Here is a 26142-nt window from a genome sequence, read left to right on the forward strand (position 1 = left end):
TGTTATGTCAATGAACTGCGTTCTGTTCGCTTCCTCAGGATTCTAATCTGTCATTGTTGACCCTGATTTGCGAGTGCAAAAGTAAAAAGTTTTTTCCAAACTACCAAAACTTTTTTAAAGTTTTTTTTCGTTACTCGAAAAGTGTTTTGATAATCTTTTAAACCGTTCTCCTACGCTCCCCAATCTCTCGATTTGGGTTTGCAAAGATAAAGTTTCCTTTTTAAACCTACAAGTCTTTTTTTAAATATTTAATACCCTTTACAAGTCTTAAAATATATCAATTCCCATAGGACTCCTGCGCTGCCAATTCTCTCGTTTTGGTTCTGCAAATATAGGATGGAAAAAGCTGTACTTGCAAATGCAATTAACAATGAGTTTACAATTGTGTAAAACTACGTTAATTAAACCACTGTAAAACAACAAGATAAATACGCTTTCAAAGTTACCAACATTATGTTAAATAGCGTTAAACGATAGAGATAGGCTGAATCAAGTGGATTGCGACAGGGATAGTAGCGGTTATCCTTTTGCTTTTTTTGTTGATGGGATTGGGAAAACATGATTTGATAAAGAAATGTTCTTTATATATAATATGTTTAAAGTATGGCTAAAAAAAGGAAAAGATAGTAGCGGATAGCCCGGTGACAAATAAGCGTGGGGAATGGAATGGCTTTTGGCAGTTGCCCAATTTGAAATTACAGACGACTTAAATGATTGGATGAAAATCTAGAATTACCTTTAAATCCGGCTTTGGAATTTTACATACCTATCATATATATAGTATGCGAATGATAAACCTAAAGTATCGGCTACAGCGTCTAACAGTTCCAATGATCGCCCCAACTTCATAATGTCCTGCAGGATCTCGGTGAGTAATGCATAGGATATGAGAATTAGAAAGTAGTAAAGCAAGGATACTTTTGGGAAACGTACGCGGAAAAAGAATCCGAGTAGGAAAAAAATAGTGAAGTGGATGAGTTTGTCCAGATGTGGGAACATAAAGAAATACTCCTTGTTCTCCATGCCAGGACGCAAAAGCATATAAGTAAGAAATGCCCAATAAATGGGCAATGTGATCTTACTGTATTTGTTTATGAGATTATCCAACAACTTCTTGGTATTCTTCTGCAGATAATAGTTTGGCGAAGTCTGCATCTTCAGCAACTTTCAATTTGATGATCCAGCCTTTTCCATAAGGGTCTGTATTGAGTAGTTCCGGCTGATCTTCCAACTCTGCGTTTACTTCTAAAACTGTTCCTGGGATTGGAAGGAAAAGGTCGGAAACTGTTTTCACTGCTTCTACACTTCCGAATACGTCGCCTTCATTCAAATCGTCGTCAACTGTATCAACATCTACGAAAACGATGTCTCCCAATTCGCCTTGAGCATAATCTGTAATTCCGATGGTTGCAGTGTCGCCTTCAACTTTGATCCACTCGTGGTCTTTGGTGTACTTTAATTCTGATGGTGTGTTCATTTCTTTTGATTAGGTTTTGGCAAATTTAATTATATAATTAAGATATAACAATAGAATAAATATAAATTACAAAAAAAAGAGTAAGCAAAATGCTTACCCTTTTTGATATTAGAAGTCAGATTTAGAAATTAGATTTCGACTAACTTCATATTAGTTGTTATTGTCCAGATCCTCCAAATGTCAACGTTGCGGTAATACCTGCTCGGATAGTTGACAGTGGGAATGCTGTAGAGATCTTATATTTTGTCATCATCTGATCGTAGAAGAATTTCAGGTTCAGATTTTGAGACATATTGTAGTCTGCAGATAATTTGAGACTGAAAATCTTCTGACCACCTGTAATCTGAGAGTCATCAATCAAAATATTAGTAATGGTTGTTTTACTATCTCTCATTGATAAATCGGCTCTCATATTAAGATCACTTTTCACATCTCTGGATTTGCCCTGATAATTAAGACGGATTTTCAAATCTTTCAAGATGTAACCGTAGCCGACTACGAATTCGTTTCCTAATTCCTCGGTCAATGTCGTATTAACCAACCCTAACATATAAGTTCTGTCTCTGTTGTAATTGAAGCGGAACTGCATATTGTTTCTCATTGTGACATCAAATCCAATCAATGGATAGAAGGATTCTACATAACCAACTTGTGAGAATGTGTAAGGATTGTACCTGTTTCCATTGGAGTCATACACAGTTTCTGCATTAGTCAAATCTCTGTTATAGTAATCTATACTTGACTGAACGCCCGACATTGTGAATGTAGAAACGTACGAGTGTAAGATATCAAATTTAGAGAACTTGCTATTAACAATTGGCAGATTTCTAAGTCCAGAGTAAACCAACTTCCAGTTTGGAAGCGGTGTTCCAGCTTTGGTAGGATTACCTAATTGTTTCGGTGACTTACCTTCGATTGCAGCTTTGAAGGCCGGAATCAAAACATAGGTATTACTTTTTGTGTAACCTGCTGTGAATCCTTGTCTGTCTCTGATACCTTCATACATCTGAGAAATTGCCAATGCATTTTCTTTGATCGACTGATAAAGTGCTGCTCCATCTTTGAAAGCTGTATTGAAAGTCCAAGCTGTGTTGGAGTAAGTTATCAACTCTGTTCCAAAAGCATCTCTGTATCCACGATAGCCTGTATTGATATCCACCACATTATAGCCGCCCTGAATGTAATTTCTGCTGTAGTTTTGCAATACATTGAAATCTATTCTAAGGTCATTTGCCGGCATAATTTGTAAATTGGCAGTAAGGTTTCTATTGTTGAGTTCAGAATACGCGTCATTCATCAATTCCGAATTAGAAACCCAACCGTTTTCTATCACAGTCCTTCTGATATCTGCCTGAGATCCTAATAAGAATCCAACTGTAGGCCCACCAAGTGTCTGTCCTACTCCATAGAAATTAGGTGCAGATAATAGCCCTGGCAACACAATTCCGTTGTTTTCATTATAATTAAAGTCTAACTGTTTGAAAGACGTTAAAGCATAAGCAACTGCCTGGACAGGTGACAACTTGTTTTTGAACTTGTAAGACTTGAATTTGAATCTGCTATTCTTCTTGGTAAATGCTGTGTTGTAAACATTATTAAGAGAATCTATCTCCTGACGGCGTTTCTGCATTTTGTCATTGATCCTTTTAAAGTAACTGAACTTACCAAAGAACTTAGGAATATCTACTGTAGAAGTTGCAACAATTGCATTTGTATTCTGGGACATATTACCCAGATTATCATTCAGTCCAGTATCTGGATTCAAGAAACTTCTCACGGCTGTAGATCTCGCATTCCAGTTGTATTGGAATTGATAGCTCAACTCTGCATTAATGAAATCCAAATATGGGAAATATTCGAACGGTAGTCTGTAATTCAACTGCGCTCTGTGGTTGTACAAAACAGGACGACCGGCTCTGAATGGATTACCGAAGATCGATTTGTTATTCATAGAATTCACATCTATCTGGTCATTCAAGGTTCTGGTTTCGGAATTGATCTCAAGCTTAAGAGACTTAGTAAAATTAAATCCTAAACTGTACTGCCATCCAAAGAAGAAGTTTCTGTTTCTGATGACATCAAAATCTGAACCTCCATTACCGGAAAGTAAAGCATCCACATTTCTGTACTCCAATTCATTGTAATTTCTGTCTAAGATGGTTCTGAAAGATAATCTAGTCGGAACCGGATTGAAGTTAAATTCTTTAACCCATCTCAAGTATTTGTAAGACTTGGCCGTATCGCTGACCATCTTGTTGAATGGTTTCAGAACATAAGGTTTGAAGGTATAGTTATATTCTACAAAACCTTTCAGATATTGTCTGTAATTTCTCTTCGTGTAAACGTCGCGGTAGAAATCATCATTATAAATTGCCGTTACACTTAAGTTTTCTACATCATAGAATTTCGGTTTTTTATCCGGATTCATTCTATCTTTTCTCATGTTTACAACGCCGATGCTTCTTTGCTGCGTGTAAGTACTCACCACCTTCTTCAGTTCATCTTGGTTTGGTGCCTTGGTAAGTTCCACATCATTGTCCAATGGGTTGTACTTTGGATTGGTCATTGTCTGTGTGTAAGAATAGTTCAAAGGAATTTTCATTCCTGCTTTTTCCGGCAAGAACTTATCTACATTCACAGTAGTGTTGATGCTGAACGCAGAATTATCATCCTGAGATCTTTCTGATGGTTTCTGATCGATCGCGCCAAATCCTACTGATGCGTAAGATGCATTGGCATTCACCATTGCAAAATCTCCGAGGTTGAAGTTAAGACTTGCATTACCAGCGTAGCCACCTTTATTTTCAATTTCTGAAAGACGGATCTCATTGACCCATAATATCAAATCTTTTCCTGTCGTAGTTGCAGGATTGGTATTTCTGACACCGATCATAATCGTGGTGATATTACCAATACTTGGACGACCTTTAATATATATTTTTTTCTCAGCTTCAGCAGTGCCATAATCATCATATAAATATCTATCATCAATATTATAAGATCCCGCTCTTAATAGCTCATCACGCTTCAGTTTTCCATTGACAAAATTCTCAATTTCAAGGTTAACTTCATTATCTGCTGGCCAGATATCCAATGGTGAAGTTGCATTTTTAGCGGTATAATTAAGTGTTGATTCATACTCATAGTAGTTATCCGAGGCATCACTACCAAAACGGATAAAGAATTTGGCGGCTTTATCTGTTGGAATCGGACCCGTATTTTGCAAATCCTCTGCGTGCACAAACAATTGTAGTTTTTTGTAACGACGCATATCAAGACTTGTATTTTTGAATACACCTCTAGATTCACCTTTCAGATCTGTCACTTTCAGATATAGAGAAGACTCGTTTTGTCTTTGTGCACCTGCATTTCCGCTCAACACCTGTCTGTCAATTCCTGGAGGCAAAACATAAGGTGGCGTTCCATTTGCGTTTTCCTCAAGGTTTACACTTCCGACATCGAAATTAGCGTTCACATTTGCGTTTGCGCTATTCCCTTCTTCCTGCACAGGAACAACTGGACTAAAGATCTTATTTGAATATTTTCTCCAGTCTGATCTTACTAAGTCAAATGATCCAAACCTCAATGTAGACGTTTGCTCAAAACCTTTCATTAATAATCTTGCAAATCTCACATTGTTCAGTACAGACTGTTCTGAACCTTCAACAATTGGATTGGCATTCCCAAACTCTACTCCATCATAATTCGCTACCGGAATTCTGAATAAGTACCATTTTACCTTTTTGGATTGTCCGTTTTCAAATTTAACATCTACTTCTTTTACATCTACAATTTTATTTTCTCCCAAAACCATACTTGTTGGAGAAAGGTCGATTGTATATTGGTTATAATTTTCTGTTTGATCCAGATTGTAATCTCTGTTCACATCTTCTGCATCCGGAGTCTGAGTTGCTACTTCCAGAGTATTGGCAGCTGAGTTTCCTTCCGGTCCGCGGAAATATTTGTAACGCTCCGTCAAGGATGATGCAAGATCGCCCTGGAACTGATCTGACAAATAGAACACAAAGTTATCAGAAGCCGGATCCAGTTCGTTTGTTACAGGATTCACGAAATCAACTCCAAATTTAGCCTGCTCCTGTGTTCCATTAAGACCATCATAACCTAGATCCTGCTGTGCTCTTTCGTCTCCTTCCGAAGAGAATGCATAAAGAATAGGAAATTGATTTGGCTGAGTTCCCCAATTGGTATCAGAAGTATTGGCAGTTACGCTCGCAGTTGGCAATCCATTTTCATATTGCAGTTTACCATCTTTCAAGACATCTTCGGAAACGTTTCCTAATTGAAGTAAAAGTTTTGGATCATTTCCTAATGTACTGCCGTCTGCATGAGGATCCTGCAACCAGAACTCAACATAATCAATATTAGAAGTCACAAAATTGGTAACAGAAATTGGTCTCATCAAACCTGCCCATCTTTGAGATGTAGATTCATTGATTGGATTAACGTTATAAGGGCCTCTTTGATCAGGATAATACGTGATATCAAACGTATTAAGAAGAGTCTGCTCACCCGCAACATAATCTCTGTTGTTGTAAAGTTCCTTCATCTGAACTCTTCTGGACGCAAAATTGGACAGTGCTGCTGCATTGATTCCGTTTGGTGCATTCCCGCCAACGCCGTAGAATCTCGGATCGATGGTGTACCAAGAGACAAGTCCTCTTCCGTATCCGCTATTTAGATTATCATTTGTTACTGTTTGTGGGAAAATAACATCATTCTTGTTTTTCTCTGGTCGGGAAGCTAGACTCCACATTGAAGGTTCCTTCAAAGATATTTTTGAAGTAGTCTGTTCGAAGTCATCAATGTAGGATTGATCATTAATTCCCTTACTCTGTCCAGGAATCAGATAAGCGCCTTCTGCCTTGAAGTTTAGATTTGAAGGTGCTTCTGTATTGACGAATGGTATTTTGTCTGTCAATCTTGTCAGGAATGGCAATTCATTATTGTACATCATATTGAAGCCAGCCATTGTATTGCTCACTGCTTCCTGTCCGTAATTTACTTTCTGTGTTAACGGTCTTTCGGAATAGTTGACAACTGTTGCACCTACAGTCAGATGCTCATTGAATTTTCTCTCTAAATTAAGTCCCCAGAAGCTTTTTCTCTGCGTATTAAAAGTTAATTGATTTTCTAATGAAATATTAATTGCCTGTCCGGATTGTTTTACCGTTTCATTAATGATTGTAACTGTTCCCAGCATGTAATCTACGGTGTAATCTACACCTTCTACCAACTGTGCGCCGTTTGCAGTTACTTTTACAGAACCTTGCGGCACATTGATGGCACCAAGAGAAATCCCCTGTCCCTGACTGCCTTTATAGCGACCTTCAATGGTATAGCGTTGAGCAAGAGCACTTTCAGAAGCTTCCGCTTTTTGTTTATTATAAAGATCATTGAAAACGTAAGGTGTTTTATCCGGATTGGTTAGTATCCCTTCCAAATAACCTCCAAAAGGTTCAGCTTTCGTAAAAATAACCTTTCCATTATCAGCATCCACAGTGATTCCGTTTACGAAATCGAAGATCCCATCACCTTTGGTTCCATCTGCATTGTTCTGCAAGTCATTATTAGCATTCAAACGATCCCAGTTAAACAACCTTAGCAAGTTTGTGTCCGATGGAAAAGGATTTGCGGGATTACCATATATTGCACCTGGTAAATAATTAACCTTACCACCAGAATTTGGATCTCTAAAATTAACATTCAACAAGAAATCCTGAGGCTGAAGTTGACTAGAATTGAGAGAATAGATATTCTTCATCATCAAATCCCACATTGGAGAAGAGGGCTTCACAGTGACATTTGACTTCAAAAGTTTTGTAATCAGTACTGGATTCTCTTCGGAAAACTCTCCAACTTTATAAACAGTATTGGATCCATTAATGGTGTAAGAATAAGAAACTGCAATGAATTGATTGTCATTAAGCCTCTGATTCAATGACATATAACCTAACTGGGAATTGAATTTATATTCCGAGGTGTTTAGTTTCCTTGCTTTTGTATTGGTGATATATTGTTCGCCAGAAGTATAAGGTTCAGGCGTTCCGGCCCCGTTGGGAAATGATCTGCCCGCTAAAATACTGTAAGCCGTATTGATATCTCTGGAAGAACCCAAAGTCGTAGATATCTGACTGTATAAATTATTATTTTCATTTTGTGGCGTCGCACCTGGCTGATCTCCCAAATCTCTAATACCAATGATTGGTTTCTGACTTTCGAGATTCGCTCCACCTTGATCCAGAACCCAAACTTCCATTCTGGTAATATTGATTCTGGAATTGATCAATGGATAATTTGCCAAAGATCTATCATAGTTCTCTAAGAAATAATGTCCTAAATAATAATGCTGATTATCTTCATAATCGAAGGCGTTAATCTTGAATGTACTCATCGTTCCGCCACCTTGCGCCACAATGGTTTTGGCCTCACCCTGCTGCTGTGAAAACACCAAAGTTCCCGTCGTTTTACCCAACTGGAATTCTGTTTTCAAACCAAATAATGATTGGGAGCCACGGATCAAACTCGTAGCAAGTGGCATACTGATGTTACCAACTTCTACCCTTTTGATAATCTTATCTTCAGGATCTTGTCCTTTTTCGTTGAGACCTTTGTTCATAAGATCTTTCCAGGTGCCTTTTGCTTGCCAAACCATATTCATACGGTTTTCGAAAGCAAAACCACTTTGGGTATCATAGTTGGCTTTCAGCTGAAGATTTTCTCCAACTTTTCCGGTAATTCCCAATTGAATTCTCTGTTGGATATTGATCGCAAAACTGGTTCTATTCTGAGGAAGAATTAGCGGATTATCTATTTTCTGATAAAGTCCACCCAAATCAAATGATGCGAAACCTTGCGGAATAAGCTCGATTTTATTGCTGCCAAAGATATTCTCGAACATTTTGTTTTTGATCGTAATTGCCGGAATCAGGCCTTTTTGCTTAGCATCGGTCTGATCTTTTCTACGGCCAAGATCATTGAGAAGTGATTTTTCTTGGTAATAAGAACGGAGATTGTTCTGCATGGTGTAGTTTTTGTATTCTTCAAACGTCATTGCGATTGGAGCGCCAACTACAGTGTTCCCCACTTTAGGATACAAATAATACATTCCTGTTCCGATGTTGTAAAAAGCATCATACCGAATAGGATCACCCAGACTGAAATCTTTCCTGACACTTATTAAACTGTCGGAAGGCTTATCTTGGGCGTAAATGTTTGTAAAACCTACAAATACTAAAAAAAGGAGGGTTAATTTATAAAGGTAAATATTTTTCTTCACTTATATTTTTTTAAGAAATTGATGATAAACGATCATCAAATGTTAAATGTTTTTTAAAATCTCTTTGACTAATTCTTCTATAGAAACTTCAGGATTCTGCTTCAAAATTCTATCAGCGATTTTCTCACTCACTTTCCTGGAAATACCTAAAACTTCTAAAGCAGATAACGCCTCATTCTTTATTTTATTGTTTGCGAAATTAGAAAGTTTCTCCTCAGAAATACTGAATCCGCCAACCTTATCACGCAGATCGATGATAATCCGCTCGGCCGTTTTCACACCTATGCCTTTCACCTTTTGAATGACTGCACTGTTGCCAGAAAGTATGGCATTTGCAGCCTCGGACAGGCTGAGCGAAGATAGCAATATTAACGCTGACACAGGACCAACACCGTTAACACTTATTAACAGGTTGAACATTTCCTTTTCCTCCTTGCTGTAAAAGCCGAAAAGAAGATGCGCATCTTCGCGAATGATCTGTTGAATGAATAGAAAAGCTTCAGAATTCAATTTTAAATTTTGGGAAGTCTGCAAGCTGAGACTTACATAATATCCGATTCCATTAACTTCCACGACGACAAAAGTAGGCGTGAGTTCCTGAACCAAACCTCTTAAAGAATAAATCATTGAAATACAAAAATTAGGGTTTTGCGAAGATATAAATTAACTCAAAGAAAAAAGCCATCTTAACAACTAAAATGGCTTTTTATCAATATTTCTTTAATAATTTTATTCTTTTGCGTCCATCCATATTTTTAATTAAGCTTTTTTAAGATATTTGAACAAAAAGTGAAAATACTTAAATGTTAAAATTCAAAATAGACTTGTCTTATTTTTCATTAAAATATATTTTACCAGAAACCAATTTTGCTCTGGCAACTTCCAGCTCCTCTTCCGAAATAGGATTTTTGGTTAGGTCGATTGATTGTAATAAAACCAAATTCGAAAGGTCTAAATTGAACGAAGAAATCTTGTTGTTTTCCAAGCCGAGCACTTTCAAACTCTTCAATCGATTTAATTCTGGAGCAATTTTCTCGATCTGATTATTTTCCAAAAACAAACCCCACAAGTTTGGAAGATCATAAATGAAATTTGGAATCGTCTTGACTTTGTTATTATTAAGATTGATTCGCTTCAATTTTTTAAGGTTTGCAATTTCAGCAGGTATTTCCTCAAACTGATTATGATCGAGAAACAGATCTTCCAAATTTTTAAGGTTTGAGAAAGAAGCAGGTAATGCTGTCAAATTGTTTCCGGTAAAATAAACATCGTTCAAATTGGTCAGTTTTCCAATATCTTTAGGTAATTCTATAAATCGACAGCGGTCGAAGGCGAGTTCTTCAAGATTTTTTAAATCAGTAATAGAGTTGGGAATTTTGGAAAGTGATCTATTATCCACGATTTTGAGCGTTCTCAAATTTTGCAAACGACCAAGTGACTCCGGAAGTCTTTTTAATTTTGGATTAAAGGCAATAATCAGAGTTTCCAAATTCACCAATCGATCAATAGATTCGGGAAGTTCTACAATATTTCCATCATCAGAAATTGATAATTGTTTGACCTTTAGAGGATCTTTGAACGCCTCTTCCAAAGATCCATAGAATTTTTTCTGAGCATTGAAAAAACTACTTATCAAAATAAACATCAAGAAAATAAATCTGGCTTTACTCATATTTCAATTTTAAAAATGAATGTCGAAAGGACTAAGATAGAGATACTAAAACAAAAAAGCCATCTTAGTTAACTAAAATGGCTTTTTTATTCTGTATTAAATTATTTTATTTTTTCTCTTTCGTCTGTGCGTCCAAAACTGCAATCGTAGCAAGATTGACGATCTCGTCCACACTCGATCTCATTTGAAGAACGTGAACTGGCTGATCCAATCCCATCAAGATCGGTCCGATGGTTTGAGCCGCCTTCATTCCTCTGATGATTTTGTAAGAAAGGTTTGCACTTTCAAGATTTGGGAAGACCAAAACGTTGGCCGGGTTTGTTCCTAATTTAGAGAATGGATAATCTGCCAAGTGGTCGCTGTTCAAAGCGAAATCTGGTTGGATCTCTCCATCAACGACCATTTTCGGATATTTCTCGTGAAGAATTTTTACTGCTGCCGCTACTTTTTTGGAAGATTCTCCTTTTGCGGAGAAGTTCTCGTAACCTAACATTGCAATTCTTGGTTCGATCGCAAAAGACTTCACCGTGATCTCTGCCATTTTTGCAATATCAACCAGATCTTCTGCGGAAGGATTTTTATTAATGGAAGTATCTGCGAAGAATAATGGTTTCTTCTCTGTCAAGATCATCATCATCGCCGCCACTTTGTTCACACCTGGTTTTTTGGAGATGATCTCTAGAACTGGTTTCAGGATCGATGCATAACTTTTCGAAAATCCAACGATCAATGCATCTGTATCACCGTGCTCCAACATCAATGGACCGAAGTAATCGCGTTGTCTTACGTAGCGTTTCGCTTTATATTCGTTGATTCCTTTTCGGTTTCTTTTGTTCCAAAGGGTTTCTCTATATTTCTTACGCGTTTCTTTGTTCTCATCATCATTCGGATCGATGATCGGAATATCGAGATCCATCCCAAATTCCGCCATTCTTTCTTTGATGAGTTTTTTGTTTCCTAAAAGACTTGGGTAAGCAATGCCTTCTTCTTGTAGAATCTGTGCTGCTTTCAGAATATTGTATTCTTCTCCGTTTCCAAGCGTTACTCTTTTTGGATTTGCTTTGGCGCGGTTTTGCATCATTCGGACTAGTTTTTCATCTCGTCCCATTCTGTCCAGTAATTGATTTTCGTAAGCTTCGAAATCCTCGATCGGTTTTCCAGCGATCCCACTTTCCATAGCTGCTTTTGCAACAGCGATAGAAACTTTGGTGATCAATCTGTTATCAAATGGTTTCGGGATGAAATACTCTTTCCCGAAACTCATATTCGTTACGTTGTAGGCCAGTTTTACCATTTCAGGAACTGGTTCTTTTGCGATTTCTGCCAACGCATAAACTGCTGCCAACTTCATTGCTTCGTTGATTCCTCTTGCCTGAACATCCAATGCACCGCGGAAAATGTATGGGAAACCAAGAACATTGTTCACCTGATTAGGATAGTCACTTCGTCCGGTTGCCATCATCACGTCTGGTCTTGTTGCCAATGCCAGATCATAACTGATCTCAGGATCTGGATTTGCCAAAGCAAAAACAATCGGATTTTCTGACATCGAAAGCAACATCTCTGCAGACATCACATTTCCTTTTGACAAACCGATGAAAACATCAGAACCTTTGATAGCATCTTCCAAAGTATCGATATCCGTTTGAGCTATGAAATCCAGTTTCTCGGGTGTCAAGTTTTCTCTTCTTTGATTGATGACACCTTTGCTGTCACACATCAATATATTTTTTGGATCAAGACCTAATGAAATGTACAATTTCGCACAAGCTACTGCAGCAGCTCCAGCTCCATTGATCACCATTTTCACTTCCCCTATTTTCTTTCCTGCAATTTCCAAAGCGTTGATCAAAGCGGCTGCGGAGATAATTGCGGTTCCGTGCTGATCATCGTGCATCAATGGAATATCCAATTCTTCTTTCAGTCTTTGTTCTATATAGAATGCTTCTGGCGCTTTGATATCTTCAAGATTAATTCCTCCGAACGTTGGCGCGATCGCTTTTACCGTTTCGATGAATTTGTCTGGATCTTTTTCGTTGATCTCAATATCAAAAACATTGATGCCTGCGAAGATCTTGAAAAGCAAACCTTTTCCTTCCATTACTGGTTTTGAAGCTTCGGGACCAATGTCACCTAGACCTAGAACGGCTGTTCCATTGGAGATCACGGCAACTAGATTTCCTTTGGATGTATATTCGTAAACTTTTTGAGGATCATCGTGGATCGCCATACAAGGCACGGCAACACCTGGAGAATAAGCCAGCGAAAGATCTCTTTGTGATGAATGCGGTTTTGAAGGAATGACTTCGATCTTACCTTTTGGTTCCTGACTGTGATAATCTAAAGCGGCCTTATCGAAAGCGATCTGATCTCTTGAATTTTTTGACATTTTTAATTTCTTTTGAGTGGATCAATTGGTTGAATAGGATCCACAGGTTTTTATTATGACTCTGCTGCGTAAGGGCGGAGGGCATTGTTGGAGCTCTTTTTCTGTTTTTCTACAAGCGTCGTTCGAGAACCTCAGGTTGATAAAAACAGAAAAAAGAGACTGCCCGTAGACCGGCCCGCTTGTTTTTTGCTGGACCGAAACTGTCGTTTTAAAGACGCCGCGTGATCAGCAAAAACAAAGGGATACGCCCAAATATTTGTGCAAAGTTAAAGCTTTGGAATGATATAGTCACGATGATAATTCACCAGACTTTCTATCGGTTTTTGAACAACGGTCCCAATTTTCAAATGGAAATCCGAGGCTGCTGCACGTAAAATATCCTCGAAAAAGTAGGCAATCGAACCTATGAAATTGACCTCGCTGCTGCGACACTCTTCGTACGGCATCACCTGAAACTCAAGGAAATTCTTGAGTTCTTTGTAGATGAAATTCTGAAAATACGGATGCGTTTTTCGGTCCACAATGAAGCGTGTAAAATCTGCCATATAAGCGTTCGCCCGTGGATTGTGGTACATATTTTTGAGCAGATCATCGATGTTCAACTGATAAATCTCAGTAAACTGCTGGTGCAGATCTGGCGGTAGTTTCTTCATAAAATAATGACGCACCAATTGCTTTCCGAGTGCACTTCCGCTGCCTTCGTCACCAATGAGAAATCCTAACGAAGGTAATTCTGTCTTGACTTTTTCGCCATCAAAGTAGCACGCATTGGAGCCCGTTCCCAGAATGCAGACAATCGCCGGAACACCTCTGTAAGCCGCATACGCCGCCGCCAAAAGGTCTTCTTTGATATTGACCTGCGCATTAAGAAACACTTTTTGAATCTCTCGCTCGACAATCAATCTGTTTTCTGGCGTTCCGCAGCCGGAGCCGTAGAAGAAGATATTTTCTATGTAATCGTGGAATTTGGAAAGTGCCTGATTGTTTTCTATTTCGGGCGCAATCAATTCTGCTTTTATAATATTAGGATTGAAACCGATGGTCTCGGTCTTGAGTACTTCTGTACCATCATTTTCCAGGATAACCCAGTCGCATTTGGTAGACCCTCCATCAACAATAGCAATCATATATATATGTTTTAAAACGCTAATGTAATATTTTTTGGGAAGATTTTGTGAGAATTATGTGGATTTGCCGTCTTGTACCAACCAATCTTCTATCTCATCTTCCAGGTAGGAAGTCTGAAGTTTTATGGCATTGATGAAATCGTCGGGAATGCTCTCTGCAGTCTCGTTGCTTTCCATATCCCAGAGTTCATCGGACATCCATTCATATTCTGAATAGATTCTTTTGAACCTGGAACTGCTTTTTTCCAATTCCTCTATTTTTTTTTGTTGAGGCAGAAATTTTCTGTACGGTCTGTTAGAATTTTTCATTTTTTGTAATAATTATTTTGTGAGTGTGGTGCCTTGACTACTGATGAAAAAATGTCCCGGCTGAATTTCTAGAGCCAGGAGTACAATATAACATCGATTAATATTAAGATTTCCGTAAATAATTAGACTAAAAATAATTAAATATGCAATGATATTTTCTAAAACCTTAATATTAAATAAATGTAAAAATAATATTGATATAAAAAAATAATTTAACTATTATTTAAAAAGATTTAACAAATCGTATAAATTTGCAAACGAAATGAAACAATTACTACTTCGTCACAAACAAGTCCTACTCTTCATCATCGCTGGTGGATTAAGCGCCATTGTAGAAATCGGGAGCTTCAAAATCCTAAGCGTTTATCTTCCAAAAATGTTTGCAAGTGAATATAATCTGTACGGAATCAAATATCCGTTTAGCAATATTTTCTCTACAAGTTGTGGAATCATTACGAATTATTTTCTGAGCATCTGGTTTGTGTTTGAACGAGGGAAACATTCAAAGCGGAAAGAGTTCGCTTATTTTATTTCTGTTTCGGTGGTTTCCACATTTATCAGTTTGATTTTGTTCCAGATTCTTTACCATTATGTTTTCAAAGACGCAGTGGATTTAGGTTTCTATGTATTGTCTCAAGAAATGATGAGTAAAATAAGTTCTATCTTGATTGTTTCGCTTCTCAATTATTCTGTAAAGAAAAAAGTGATATTTAACGGATAAAATCATATTTTTGAACCAAATAGATTATTAAATGAAGGTTTTGTTGGTTTATGCCTGGCGGTTTTGGATGATAGTTGTGGCGACTATTTTCACATTGATTTTTTTTCTCCCAGTTTATCTCTTATCCATCCGCAAGGAAGATTACAAAGCCTGCTACTTCTTCATCCGCATCTGGGCGATGGGGATTTTCTACGGCACTGGTTTTCGCTACCGAATCATTAATAAGACCGATAAAAAAATCGATAAAAATCAGCCGTATGTCATCATTTCCAACCATACTTCTTTGATGGATGTGATGATTCCGTGCATCCTTTTCCCCAATCATCCACTTTGCTACGTTGGTAAAAAGGAACTTGAGAAGATTCCGGTTTTTGGAAGTGTGTACAGAAGAGTCTGCGTGATGGTGGACCGGAAAAGTGCGAGAAGCCGCGCCGACGTTTACAGAAGATGTGCTGAGAGAATGCAGGACGGACAAAGCGTTGTCATCTTCCCAGAAGGTGGCGTTCCTGATGACACGAGTATTATTCTTGATGATTTCAAAGACGGCGCTTTTATCCTTTCTACCAAACATCAGTTTCCAATTGCCGTTTACACTTTTGTTGGACTTAAGGAAATGTTTCCTTTTGATAATAAAAAAGGATATCCTGGCCGCGTTGATATTTTCTTCAATGATATCTTGACGCCGGACGCTCCTTTGAAAGAACTCAAAGAAAAAGCGCACGAGGAAATGCGATTGTCCCTTATTGAGAAATTAAAATAATTATTCTACCAATAAGACTTTTTACTTACATTTGTTTTTGAATATTAACCTTAAATTAACATTAAATAAATAATGGAAACACAAAAAACCAATTGGGCACAGTTTATCCCGCTCGTCACCGTTTTTTTCTTCTGGGGATTTGTCGCGGCAAGTAACGACATCTTGATTCCAGTTTTCAAAAAAGCATTCGATTTGACACAAGGTCAAAGTCAGCTCGTGTCCGTCGCATTCTACATTGCCTACACAGTTGGTTCCATCATTTATATGTTGATTTCATTGGCAATCGGAAAAGATTTGGTCAATAAGATTGGTTATAAAAACGGATTGGCGTTAGGACTCACGATTTCGGCTTTGGGAACATTACTATTCTATCCTGCTGCAAATCTTCAATCCTTTCCGTTGATGCTTGCCGGATTGTTTACCGTAGCATTAGGATTCTCATTACAACAAACTGTGGCGAATCCATTGGCAATTGCGCTTGGACCTATTACAACCGGTTCTCAGCGATTGACCTTGGCTGGAGGAATCAACAATCTTGGAACCACTATTGGACCATTGATCGTGAGTTTTGCCATCTTTGGTTCTGCTGCTTCCGAGAATACCAATATGAGTATCGAAAGTGTAAAAATCCCTTACCTGGTTTTGGGTGTAGCATTTTTAGCAGTAGCGATTTTGCTTAAATTATCTTCTTTGCCAGAACATCCAGCGACCATAGAAGAAACGGCAACAGAAGAAGGCGGCGCAAAAAATTCCGCTTTGAAGTATCCTCAATTGCTATTGGGAATGCTGGCCATCTTCATCTATGTAGGTGTAGAAGTTTCTACTGCAAGTAATTTGCCTGCGTATATGGAAACTATCGTGAATTCTCAAACAGGCGTTCTTTATACTTTGCAAGAAGTTTCTCCATTCATTTCGCTTTATTGGGCGAGTTTGATGATTGGCCGTTGGACAGGTGCTGTAGAAGCTTTCACAGACAATATGAGTCTTCAAAAAATCTTACGTTTCGTTGCACCATATTTAGCTTTCGGTGTTTTCCTTTTGGTAAATGCTGTTGCTAAGCACGACCTTTCTCCTTTCTATGTTTATGGACTAATCATTTTGGTATTGATTGGTGCTGATATGGCAAGCAAGGGAAATCCCGCAAGAATGCTATTAATTTTCTCAGCACTTGGAATCATTGCAATTACGATTGGAATGTTTACAGACGGCATCGTGAGTATCTACGCTTTCACCAGTGTTGGATTGTTCTGTAGTACGCTTTGGCCTTGTATTTTCACATTGGCAGTTAGTGGCCTTGGAAAACACACGAGTCAAGGAAGCAGTTTCCTTATTATGATGATTATGGGTGGTGGAATTGTAAGCTGGCTACAAGGTGTGGTTTCTGAAAGTATTGGAATTCAGCACAGTTATATCGTTGGGATTTTATGTTTTGCCTACTTGGCTTTCTATGCTTGGAAAGTGAGTGGAATCCTAAGAAACCAAGGTATTAGTTTTGATAAAAAAGTTTCAGGTGGACACTAAAAAGAACATCTTTCTTAAAAATAAATTTTGGGCAATCATTCTGGTTGCCCAATTTTCGTTATTCTACATCCTATCGAAAATAGATTTCGCCGTTGATTTCTTTTCGCATCTTTTTGAATGGAAAAAGAACTTTCACGTCCTTCTATTTTCGAAGTTTGGATTTTCTGTTGGTGATGTTATTTATACGCTTGTTTCACTGTATTTGGTCTTTGCAATCATTAATCTTATTAGAAAGAAAAAGAGTGAGACACTAAAGCAACTATTTATTTTTACTAATGTTGCCTACTTCATCTATCAATGTTTTTGGGGAATGCTTTATTTCCAAACTCCCATCATCAAAAAACTCCCGAAAAAAGATATTACTGAACAAGATTTAAAAAACCTGACCATCAAATATCTCGCACTTTGCAAAGAAACGAGAGAACAAGTTTCTGAAGACAAGAGAGGAATTTTTATCATTAATGATTTAAAGAAAATTGAGATGGAGATACTTTCTCAACAAAAGAATTTGCCGCGAAATATCACTTCAAAAAATTCCGTTGCAATCTTATCTGTTAAACCAAGTCTGTACAATCAGGCGATGAATTATACGGGCATTTTAGGCTACTATAATCCTTTCACGGCTGAATCACAATTCAACCCCAATTTACCTTCTACACAACTTCCTTTTACGCTTGCTCACGAGATGTCGCATCAGATGGGATTTGCCCGCGAACAGGAAGCCAGTTTTATTGCTTATCTGTGTGCTAAAAACTCGGAGAATCAAGATTTGAAATACAGCACTCAGCTTTATGTTTTAAAAAGTTTGTTGAGAAATCTGTCCATCAAAGATGAATCATTTGTCAAAAATATTTTATCCAATTATTCCGACAAAATGAAAAAGGACAGAAATAGCGAAATCGAGTTTTTGAAAAATCACGAAAGTGTATTGGCCGATGTTTTTGGATTCACAAACGACCTATTCCTAAAATCCAATCAGCAGGATGGCAGCATTACTTATTCTTACTTCATCACCCTTGTTGCTCTTTATGAAGCATAAAAAAAGAATCGTACACGAGGTACGATTCTAAAAACACAAATGATGAAAAAAAATTTATTGCTCCTGAGTGATTGTCTCAAAAGCCCTGTAAAAGTACAACATTCATACATAACCTCCAAATGTTTTTGGAAAATAATTCAAATAAGATTCAAAGCTTCTAATAATCAAAACAATAGAAATATTATTCTTTACATAAAATGCTTCATATTGAAGCATTTTAAAATTTGAAACAAAAAAAACTCTCTTCTTTTAATTAAGAAGAGAGTTTTAGGAGTAGCGAAGACGGGAATTGAACCCGTGACCTCAGGGTTATGAATCCTGCGCTCTAACCAACTGAGCTACCTCGCCATTTTTGTGGTGCAAATATAGGGATATTTTGCATTTCCACAAATTTTTAATTAACTTTTAAGTAATCTAATACATCTCCCACGTGATTTGGTTTGCTAACGATTTTATTGTCAGCATCTAAGACAAAATAAGTTGGTGTCGCCACAATGTTATAAGTATCTCCATAAGAGCTGTACCATCCTTTTCCCTCGGAATCATTGACCCACGGATAAAGATTTGCCTTCGCTTTGAAGTCTTCTAAACTGCTATCCAGGGAAAAACCTACAATTTCTATATTTTGAGCTTTTAGCTTGTCATACTTCTCCAGAAGCTTAGGTAATTCAGCTTCGCAATGAGAACACGTGGACGACCAGAAAACGACAATCTTTTTCGAAGCTTTGATATCATACAGAGATTTAGCTTTGGTATGGATGGCGTTGACGAATGTATTGTTTGGCATCTTGGCACCAATCTCTGTATTCTTATTCGCCTTTATAGTCGAAGCCAATCTGTCATTGATGGTACATTTGAGATTATTGGCTTGGGTAAGATATTTATCCTTTAGCTTATCCATCCCATAAGTGCTGAAAATCTCGATGAGTTCAGATAAGATGGTTTGCCCTCTCGGCGTCTCCAAATTGACAGCATCTAGCAGCTTATCTACATTTCCTTCGACATTCGACTTAGAGACATTCAGGAAGTTGATGAGAGATGGTTTTAGAATCGTTGACGTTTCCAAATATTCACCAGACTTAGAATAGAAGTTGATAAAATCCTCTGGCTTCAATTCTGCAACTTTCTCCTGATTGGAATACTTTTGATTTTTGTTGTAAAACTCCAGGAAAGGATGATTTGTATAGGCAGAAAGATCGTTGTTTGACAAAACATTTATTTCGCTTTCTAATGACTTATAGAAGCTCTCTGATGGCTTGTAATAGTCTTTAATCTGTATCAGTGCGGGAAGGATCAACTCTTGTTTCTTTTGCAATTCTACCTCAGAGCTAAAAAGCAGGTTAGCTTGATCCTGGAAAATTACGTTTGATATTTTATTTTTCGAGTCAAGTTCAATTCTAAAATTAATATCCTTATTTTCAGAAATCATATTCACAGAAGAATTTGCTTTCTTGAAAAAAGCCCTCATCATTCCTACGTATTGCTTATCAACTTTAAACGAAGCTGTATTTCCTGATATTTTCGCCTTGGAATAGAGAATCTCTTTAGAACCATTAAATCCATAAAGATAAACTTCAGAATCTGCCAGATAGGTTGGGATTTCAACCTTTACATTAAACTGTGCAAATGAATATGTGGATAGTAAAATGGCACTCGCTAATAATAATTTTTTCATAAAGTAAAAATAAAAAAAACCCACTAAAAAAGTGAGTTTTAAAATATTAAAAAAAATATAATTTTATTCTACGGTTCCTTGTTTCTGCTTCATCATAAAAAATACAATCATTACTATTGCTAAAAGAAACAAAACTAATGTGTATGCATCAATTGGAGAGGCAGGATACGCACCTATATCTCCGGATTCTGGATTTTCCGGCGGCGGTGGGACTGATTGCGCAAAACTTAATATACTTATTGCAAACAATAAGAGGCTATAAGTTTTTTTTGAAATAAGATTCATCATATAATGGTTTGTGTGTTTAGTTAACTATTTTTTTGATTACAACTTCACCTTTCTCAGAAGTAGCTTTTACAATAAACATACTCTTTGCCTGATAATTCAATGGGATAGAATAATCAGAAGCAGTTGATATTTGAGATTTTGTATTAAGAAGTTGACCTGTAGCAGAGTACACTTCTACAGTAGCTTTATTCCAATTTTTTGCAAATCTAACAACCCATTGCGAATCCTTTTTAGCAATAATAGTTTGAGACGTAATTAGATCATTGGATCCCAATGTTCCACCTTCTGGCATCTCATAATACAAGCCTAAATTCTGAGTTCCATTTAGAGTCAGGCTTTCACCATCCACTATTTTCACAAATTGACCTTGAGCATTTTTTAAATAAAAACTATTACCATTTGAAAGACCATCTGTTACTCTTTCTCCTTTCTCGTAAACTTCAAACTTCAATTGAAAAGGATCAGAATAATTGATGAATAAAGGAATCTCTTTTGATTTGAAAGCGATTTCATTTGCTTCATTAATGTATAGCTTATCTGTATAATTAATATCTTCTCCTCCTATAAGAGCTTCCTCTTTTGTGTATATTTTTCTTTCAGCTACTGCATTTGTTTCCAATGCTGTGTCTAAAGAGTTAGCTGTTGAATAAGCTTGTAGCATAGTATTCAAAGGATCGTATCCACTAATTGCTGATGGAGATACTGCGTAATATGTACGGTCAATTTCTATTCCATCCATATCATACATTATCACAGCAACTTGTTTCACTACTTTATCCGCAGGTATAGTGTTGTCTCCTTCTTCCGAGCCTTCATTAGTTCTCGCAGCAGCTACCGTATAATCTATATTATTAGCACGGGATGTGAATTTAAATCTTCTTGTCTTAGAGAGATTCAAGGTCTGTGCTGCATTTGAACTTAGTTTTACCATAAATTCACCCATCGGTTTGATGACTAGCCTGTTAGCAGAGATATCACCAGCCTGGAAAGCTCCTCCAGATATGGCTGCAATAATAGCAGTACCATAAGTAGTACCCTGTCCTATCTGCCAATTAACATGATTTGTACCATAGTAAGCAACTCCAACAAGATTTGGTAGATAATTATCATCACTTGTTGTTCCTGTTTCATTGGTTGCAATGAATTTCAAATCAATATTTGTAAGGAACGGATTTGCAAGCTGATAAAGGTTTCTTCCGTAATCTGCTGACCAAGAAGGTGTTTTTGAACTAAAAGGGTCATCCAAATATGTTCTGTAAGCTTCTCCGTAAGTATTTCTCGCACTACCATTGTACCCGAAATTCACAACTTGTTGTCCAGACAAATTAAAAATATAGTTTGAGGATGTTAAAGCATTATCAGAAACAGGATTACCGGAGAATACTTTTAGATCTGCAGCCGAAGTAGATGTTGGATTCCAGAAATAAGTTCCTGCCGCATTTCTTCTCGGCAAGATAAAGTAAGTCATAGGATTGCCAATCACTGTAGCATTATCTGGATTGATGTAAATCTGGTCAAATTTAGAGTTTACATTATTCCATCTAAACATAGAATTGAAACTGAAACGTCCTGCGGAATTCAAAGCAGCATTGGTAAAGTTGATTTGTCCTGCTCCAAAAGTATTAATCAAATCCTGAATTGTAAAATTAACAAAAGGTAAACCAGTCTGTTGTCTGCCAGTTGTTCCATTTTGATAATCAGATCTGTACTCTTTGTTTACTTTCCCTAAAATTGCTGTCTGAGGAATCCCGGCTATGTACAATTGACCATAGTCAGTTGTAGTTGCAGGATTGTACTTTAAATTAAAACTTGACGTGTTCGCAATGTTTAATCCATCAGCAGAAGTTGCGTTAATCATTATATTCCCAGAGTTATTCACAACTGCTGATCCAGCAGTTTGCAATCCTCCTCCGTTATAAACTAGGGTATTACTTTGGATCGTAACCAAAGCACTATTACCTACATAAGTAAGTATAGCCTGAGAAAAACCTAGAGTATAAAAAAATATTAATTTAACAGTAAATAATTTTTTTATCATTTTGATGTTTTTGTGTGTTTATTTTGCAAAGATATTAAATTTTTCACAATCGCTAAAAAAACTCTTAACAATTAAAGATTATGTAATATTGTTTCAATTTTAACTTCCGACACATTGTCGATATTAAACATATAGTCTTCCAATATTTTTTCTGTCGTGCCACGCAATCCTCTTGCACCAAGTCCCTTATTCATAGTATCTTCCACTATTTCTGCGATAGCCTCATCTGTAAATTCCAAAGCAACGTTATCCATCTTGAAAAGCTCTGTGAACTGATTTACGATAGAATTTTTCGGTTCCTTCATAATTCTGACAAGCACCTCTTTCGTCAGTTTTTCGAGGTAAGTGATAATTGGGAATCTTCCCAAAAGCTCAGGAATCAATCCAAAGCTCTTCAGATCAATCGCATTAATTTGGCTTAGGATGTAATCTTCGTCCTCAGTTTTATTTAATTTATCTTTTGAGAATCCAATGGCTTGTTTGTTCAGCCTTCTCTCAATTATTTCATTCATCCCGTCGAATGCACCTCCTGCAATGAAGAGAATATTCTGAGTATTGACCTGGATATACTTCTGATCCGGATGCTTACGACCACCTTGCGGCGGAACATTTACAATACTTCCTTCCAAAAGTTTCAACAATCCTTGCTGAACGCCTTCTCCCGAAACATCACGAGTGATACTGGGATTATCAGATTTTCTCGCAATTTTATCAATCTCATCAATGAAAACAATTCCTTTTTCGGCTTTTTCTACGTCATAGTCCGCCACCATCAAGAGTCTGGAAAGAATACTTTCTACATCTTCCCCAACATAGCCGGCCTCTGTAAGAATTGTAGCATCTACGATACAAAACGGAACATTCAGTTGTTTTGCAATGGTTTTTGCCAACAATGTTTTTCCTGTTCCGGTTTCCCCAATCATAATAATGTTGGATTTTTCTATTTCGACCTCACGGTTTTCGTTTTTTGCGTGAAGTATTCTCTTATAATGGTTATAAACTGCGATAGACAATTGTTTCTTTGCCTGATCTTGTCCTATCACATACTCATCCAGGAAAGCTTTTATTTCCCTTGGCTTTTTAAGTTCATCAAGAGATGATGCCATGGAGGTTTCCGGAGTTGCAGTTGCGCTGTCTTTCACAATAGCATGTGCCTGTTCTATACAGTTTTCGCATATAAAGCCATTTTGACCAGAGATCAGAATTTGAACTTCATTCTTTTTTCTCCCGCAAAATGAACATTGGTTTGGATTCATATTTATTTTTGAATTCTATTAAATTAAAAAAAAGAAGTCAGAAACTTCTTTTATGCTTTGATTATCGATTCCTGAATTTCCTTATACTCGTCTGGCGAAAAAATAAGCCGGACATTCTTAAAATTAAGGTCATCTATATTATTGAGCGGTACAAGATGAATGTGCGCGTGAGGAACCTCTAGTCCTACCACCGCAATCCCTACTCTTTTACAGTCAATCGCTTTTTTGATTTGCTTTGCAATATCCTGGGTAAAAGCCCAAAGATCTTTATAATCCTCAGAGTCCAGATCAAATATAAGGTCTGTTTCCTTTTTAGGTACAACCAAAGTATGCCCTTTTACCAAAGGCATTGCATCAAGAAAAGCAATATGCTTGTTATCCTCTGCTATCTTATAACTGTCGATTTCCCCGCTGATGATTTTAGAAAAAATACTGCTCATAATGTTGATCTTGATTGATTTAAAATCTTCATTTAATGACTAAACCAATTCTATTTTATAATGAAATTTCTAAAACTTCAAAAGAAAGTTTGTTACCATTTGGCAAAATGATATCTGCCGTTTCTCCCACCACTTTTCCTAAAAGCCCCTTTGCAATTGGTGTGTTTACAGAGATTCTTCCGGACTTGATATCACTTTCGTTATCAGGAACCAAGGTGAATTTTTGTTCTCCCTTCGTAGCATTATTTTTCAACCTTACCGTTGTAAGGATAGATACTTTGCTAAGATCTAGCTGAGTCACATCAATGATTTTTGAAGAAGAAACAATGTCCTTAATTTTAGAAATTCTCATTTCCAGCATCCCTTGCGCTTCTTTTGCAGCATCGTACTCAGCGTTCTCAGACAAGTCGCCTTTATCTCTAGCCTCAGCAATCTGCTGTGTTATCTTTGGTCTTTCTATGGTTTCAAGTTGTTCCAGTTCGGCCTTCATTTTGTCCAAACCTTCTTTGGTTACGTAGTTCATAACAATAAAATTTATCGTTTGTATAAAAAAATAATCCGACCTTTGCCGGATACTATTTTGTCTCAGATTGAGTTTACAAATATATAATTAATTTTGAAATGAAGATCAAAAAAAACCTATCTCTTTTTATATCATTACTGACTTTCAGTTTATTAACTTTCAGCAACTCCTGCAGTGAAAGAAACGAAACAGTCAGCTGCTTTCCCAATGCAACAGTTTCCGTGCAGCTCAATCTTAGTTTGCCATCTTACTATGCATTGCAAAATGTTGGAGGATGGGTCTACGTAAATGAAGTCGGATCCGGAACAAGAGGATTGATCGTGGTAAGGATAACCAGCGGTTTTAAAGTTTACGACAGGAATGCACCGCATATTTGTCCCGACACAGATACCACGTTGGAAGTTAAAAACGGCACCTCTGTCCACTGCCCTAGAGATAATGCAGAATGGATTCTTATCACAGGACAGCCAACAGCCGTAGCCAACGTTGCTCCGAAAACCTATGGTTACAGCTTCGATTCCAACAGCAATATCCTTTCAATTTATAATTAATTTAAATCCTAATTTCTAAATCGCATGAAAGTTGTACTCCAGCGTGTTTCCGAATCCAGCGTAAAAGTGGATAATGAAGTGGTGGGAAAAATTGAGAAAGGACTGATGCTATTGATTGGCGTCGACGAAAATGACGAAAACGAAGATGCAGACTGGCTTGTAAAAAAAATATTAGACGTGCGGGTTTTCTCTGATGATGACGGAAAAATGAACCACTCTGTAAAAGACATCAGTGGCGAAATCCTATGCATCAGCCAGTTTACTCTGATTTCAGATTATAAAAAAGGAAACAGACCATCTTACATCAAAGCGGCAAAACCAGACAAGGCCATTCCACTATTTGAATATTTCAAAGAAGAACTGAAAAAGTCAGGACTTAAAATAGAAAGCGGCATCTTTGGAGCGGATATGAAAGTTTCCTTGATTAATGACGGTCCGGTGACTTTAGTCTTTGATAGCAGAACGAAGCTATAAAGAAGTCGTTTAACATTTATTCCGTAACTTCGTTCATCAAAATTTAAAAATAATGAAGAGGATTTTAATTTATCTATTATTAATGGTTTTCCAATTTGGATTTTCACAGGAAGTTCCAAAAGTTCTGAAAACCAAATTTTCCAAAGAAGCGTTGGCGCAAAAATTACAAGATACGAACGGGAAAGAAATCTCTATGACCGAAATCCTGAAGCAACACGAAGGCAAAGTTGTCATTCTGGATTTCTGGGCCGGCTGGTGCAGAGACTGCCTCAAAGCATTTCCGAAAGCTAAGGAATTGGAAGAAAAGAATCCCAACGTCAATTTCGTTTTTCTATCATTGGAGCGCTCAAAAGATGGTTTTTTGAAAAGTCTTGACAAGCACGAGATGACAGACAAAGAAAATTATTGGTTCTCATCTGGCTGGAAGAATGATTTCAACAATTACATCGACCTCAACTGGATCCCGAGATATATCGTTGTAGACCAGAAATCCAACATTGCAAAATATTACGCGATCTCGCCCGAAGATCCGGAGATTCAAACCACAATTGACAAGCTTACCCAATAACATCAACTTCCCGAAAA

The 26142-nt window shown here is 37.2% G+C and carries 21 protein-coding genes and 1 tRNA gene; 7 read left to right on the forward strand and 15 right to left on the reverse strand.

Annotated elements, in window-relative coordinates:
- Window positions 1-738: 738 nt before the first annotated feature.
- The 8 genes from PQ459_00005 to PQ459_00040 all read right to left on the reverse strand — a co-directional run bounded on the left by PQ459_00005 (window position 739) and on the right by PQ459_00040 (window position 14271).
- Entirely contained in the window at window positions 739-1071 is a 333-nt protein-coding gene (locus PQ459_00005) for a VanZ family protein (protein ID WDF48748.1), read from the reverse strand.
- A 28-nt stretch (window positions 1072-1099) separates the two neighbouring features.
- On the reverse strand, window positions 1100-1477 hold the full coding sequence (gene gcvH, locus PQ459_00010) for a glycine cleavage system protein GcvH (GenBank protein ID WDF46878.1): 378 nt from the start codon (window positions 1475-1477) through the stop codon (window positions 1100-1102).
- 157 nt (window positions 1478-1634) lie between these two features.
- Complete coding sequence (gene sprA / locus PQ459_00015) at window positions 1635-8774, reverse strand: cell surface protein SprA (protein ID WDF46879.1); 7140 nt, start codon at window positions 8772-8774, stop codon at window positions 1635-1637.
- Window positions 8775-8816: 42 nt separating this feature from the next.
- Complete coding sequence (ruvA, locus tag PQ459_00020) at window positions 8817-9401, reverse strand: Holliday junction branch migration protein RuvA (protein ID WDF46880.1); 585 nt, start codon at window positions 9399-9401, stop codon at window positions 8817-8819.
- 202 nt (window positions 9402-9603) lie between these two features.
- Window positions 9604-10446 (reverse strand): hypothetical protein, encoded by an 843-nt coding sequence (locus tag PQ459_00025; protein WDF46881.1) that lies wholly within the window; start codon window positions 10444-10446, stop codon window positions 9604-9606.
- 106 nt (window positions 10447-10552) lie between these two features.
- Window positions 10553-12835 (reverse strand): NADP-dependent malic enzyme, encoded by a 2283-nt coding sequence (locus PQ459_00030; GenBank protein ID WDF46882.1) that lies wholly within the window; start codon window positions 12833-12835, stop codon window positions 10553-10555.
- A 266-nt stretch (window positions 12836-13101) separates the two neighbouring features.
- A complete protein-coding gene (locus PQ459_00035; protein ID WDF46883.1) occupies window positions 13102-13962 on the reverse strand; it encodes an ATPase in 861 nt (286 codons plus the stop codon).
- A 54-nt stretch (window positions 13963-14016) separates the two neighbouring features.
- Complete coding sequence (locus tag PQ459_00040; GenBank protein WDF46884.1) at window positions 14017-14271, reverse strand: hypothetical protein; 255 nt, start codon at window positions 14269-14271, stop codon at window positions 14017-14019.
- Window positions 14272-14533: 262 nt separating this feature from the next.
- Between PQ459_00040 and PQ459_00045 the strand changes: the two genes are divergently transcribed.
- The 4 genes from PQ459_00045 to PQ459_00060 all read left to right on the forward strand — a co-directional run bounded on the left by PQ459_00045 (window position 14534) and on the right by PQ459_00060 (window position 18312).
- Entirely contained in the window at window positions 14534-14992 is a 459-nt protein-coding gene (locus tag PQ459_00045) for a GtrA family protein (protein ID WDF46885.1), read from the forward strand.
- 31 nt (window positions 14993-15023) lie between these two features.
- Entirely contained in the window at window positions 15024-15752 is a 729-nt protein-coding gene (locus PQ459_00050) for a lysophospholipid acyltransferase family protein (GenBank protein ID WDF46886.1), read from the forward strand.
- A gap of 72 nt (window positions 15753-15824) precedes the next feature.
- Window positions 15825-17273, forward strand: a complete 1449-nt coding sequence (locus tag PQ459_00055; protein ID WDF46887.1) for an MFS transporter — start codon at window positions 15825-15827, stop codon at window positions 17271-17273.
- The gene (locus PQ459_00060) at window positions 17263-18312 is read left to right on the forward strand and encodes a DUF3810 domain-containing protein (GenBank protein WDF46888.1); all 1050 of its coding nucleotides are present in this window, start codon (window positions 17263-17265) and stop codon (window positions 18310-18312) included. Before PQ459_00055 ends, PQ459_00060 begins: the two co-directional genes overlap by 11 nt.
- 274 nt (window positions 18313-18586) lie before the next feature.
- Here PQ459_00060 and PQ459_00065 read toward each other — a convergent pair.
- The 7 genes from PQ459_00065 to greA all read right to left on the reverse strand — a co-directional run bounded on the left by PQ459_00065 (window position 18587) and on the right by greA (window position 24532).
- Window positions 18587-18660, reverse strand: a tRNA-Met gene (locus tag PQ459_00065).
- 46 nt (window positions 18661-18706) lie between these two features.
- Window positions 18707-19987 (reverse strand): thioredoxin-like domain-containing protein, encoded by a 1281-nt coding sequence (locus PQ459_00070; protein WDF46889.1) that lies wholly within the window; start codon window positions 19985-19987, stop codon window positions 18707-18709.
- A gap of 63 nt (window positions 19988-20050) precedes the next feature.
- Window positions 20051-20275, reverse strand: coding sequence for a signal peptidase (locus tag PQ459_00075; GenBank protein WDF46890.1), 225 nt, complete (start codon window positions 20273-20275; stop codon window positions 20051-20053).
- A 16-nt stretch (window positions 20276-20291) separates the two neighbouring features.
- On the reverse strand, window positions 20292-22313 hold the full coding sequence (locus PQ459_00080) for a T9SS type A sorting domain-containing protein (GenBank protein WDF46891.1): 2022 nt from the start codon (window positions 22311-22313) through the stop codon (window positions 20292-20294).
- A 71-nt stretch (window positions 22314-22384) separates the two neighbouring features.
- Window positions 22385-23569: an ATP-dependent Clp protease ATP-binding subunit ClpX gene (gene clpX / locus PQ459_00085; protein ID WDF46892.1), complete on the reverse strand. Its 1185-nt coding sequence runs from the start codon at window positions 23567-23569 to the stop codon at window positions 22385-22387.
- A 50-nt stretch (window positions 23570-23619) separates the two neighbouring features.
- Window positions 23620-24009, reverse strand: coding sequence for an HIT family protein (locus PQ459_00090; GenBank protein WDF46893.1), 390 nt, complete (start codon window positions 24007-24009; stop codon window positions 23620-23622).
- 55 nt (window positions 24010-24064) lie between these two features.
- Window positions 24065-24532, reverse strand: coding sequence for a transcription elongation factor GreA (gene greA, locus PQ459_00095; GenBank protein WDF46894.1), 468 nt, complete (start codon window positions 24530-24532; stop codon window positions 24065-24067).
- A gap of 98 nt (window positions 24533-24630) precedes the next feature.
- On the opposite strand from greA, the gene PQ459_00100 reads away from it, so the two are divergent.
- The 3 genes from PQ459_00100 to PQ459_00110 are packed head-to-tail and all read left to right on the forward strand — an operon-like array spanning window position 24631 to window position 26125.
- Window positions 24631-25083, forward strand: a complete 453-nt coding sequence (locus PQ459_00100) for a hypothetical protein (GenBank protein ID WDF46895.1) — start codon at window positions 24631-24633, stop codon at window positions 25081-25083.
- Window positions 25084-25107: 24 nt separating this feature from the next.
- Entirely contained in the window at window positions 25108-25557 is a 450-nt protein-coding gene (dtd, locus tag PQ459_00105) for a D-aminoacyl-tRNA deacylase (GenBank protein WDF46896.1), read from the forward strand.
- 52 nt (window positions 25558-25609) lie between these two features.
- A complete protein-coding gene (locus tag PQ459_00110) occupies window positions 25610-26125 on the forward strand; it encodes a thioredoxin family protein (protein WDF46897.1) in 516 nt (171 codons plus the stop codon).
- Window positions 26126-26142: the final 17 nt, after the last annotated feature.

The sequence above is a fragment of the Chryseobacterium sp. KACC 21268 genome, assembly GCA_028736075.1.
GTDB lineage: Bacteria > Bacteroidota > Bacteroidia > Flavobacteriales > Weeksellaceae > Epilithonimonas.